The organism is Bacillus sp. JJ1127, from assembly GCF_036965845.1.
Lineage (GTDB): Bacteria > Bacillota > Bacilli > Bacillales > Bacillaceae_G > Bacillus_A.
On the sequence record NZ_JBALQK010000438.1, the window covers coordinates 1 to 1,068 of the forward strand.

Below are 1,068 nucleotides of genomic sequence, written 5' to 3' on the forward strand. Positions count from 1 at the left end.
CTATAAAGGTTCATTATTCGTACTTGTTCTTCAGTTAATTCCTCTTTATTCCAGTACATATGCATTAAGCTATATTCAAATATTTCCTTTAATTTAATAAACAAAGGAAGCTTATCTATCATTTCCTTAGATATTTCATTTTCCTCTCGGTATCCGTCAACTATTGCTTGTGTAATAGAATTCCCATAGTCAACTATGTTACCATTCCCTACAAACGAATACTCCATCGCGCTATAAATTGGAACTGCTAAATCAAATATATAAAAATGTTTCTCACAATCTTGAAAATCAATCATTGTCAAATTCAAATCATTTTCTACTAATATATTTTCTAACCATAAATCGCCGTGTATCAAGCCATAATTTGAAGGACTTTTTGGCAGTTTCTTTATCGAACATAAAACCTCATGTGCAAATTCTCTAATAATACCTTCTTCTTTAGGGATATAGGTAAGAAAAGAATATTCCTCATTGTCATACCAATCGTTTATATGTTTTATCGGTTCAATACTTTCAAACTTTTTAGACAAACGATGTAATCTGCCAATTTGCTGACCCAATTTTTTCAACACACTGGAATTCCATTGACTTTTTGGTAAGTGTATACCAGAAGCAGCTTTATACAATACAATAAAAAGCTCTCTGTCTAATGTTATCTTTTCTACTAAATTACCATTTAAAGAAGTTATTATTGGAGGTACTCCTAAACCTTCCCTATATAAAAAGTCTGTATATTTAACTTCTTCCAACTGTTCTTCATACGTTTTATAGTTAGTTATTCTAACGAAGTAGTCACCTTGTTCCGCAATACACTGATACATTTCATTTGTTACTGATTTAACCTTAATAAAATCCACTGGATATATTTCATTCATTAATTTAAGTATCTTCTTTTCTAGATTAATCATTTTAAACTCCTTTCCTACCTTAAATTTCGACTTGTCTAACTTAAATTCTTCCTCTCGCTAACCTGCCAGTTAGCTTAAGTATATTTCTTCATCCCCCTCTCCATACTACCATATATATCCAATCTAGTATCTTTAAAAAATACCGAAAACGGTCGTTTAA

General features: G+C 30.5%; 1 protein-coding gene. It reads right to left on the reverse strand.

What is annotated here, in order from left to right; genetic code table 11:
* Positions 1 to 908: phosphotransferase enzyme family protein (locus V7183_RS25635; RefSeq protein ID WP_335361297.1), on the reverse strand; the 908-nt coding region annotated here is incomplete at its 3' end.
* Positions 909 to 1,068 lie beyond the last annotated feature (160 nt).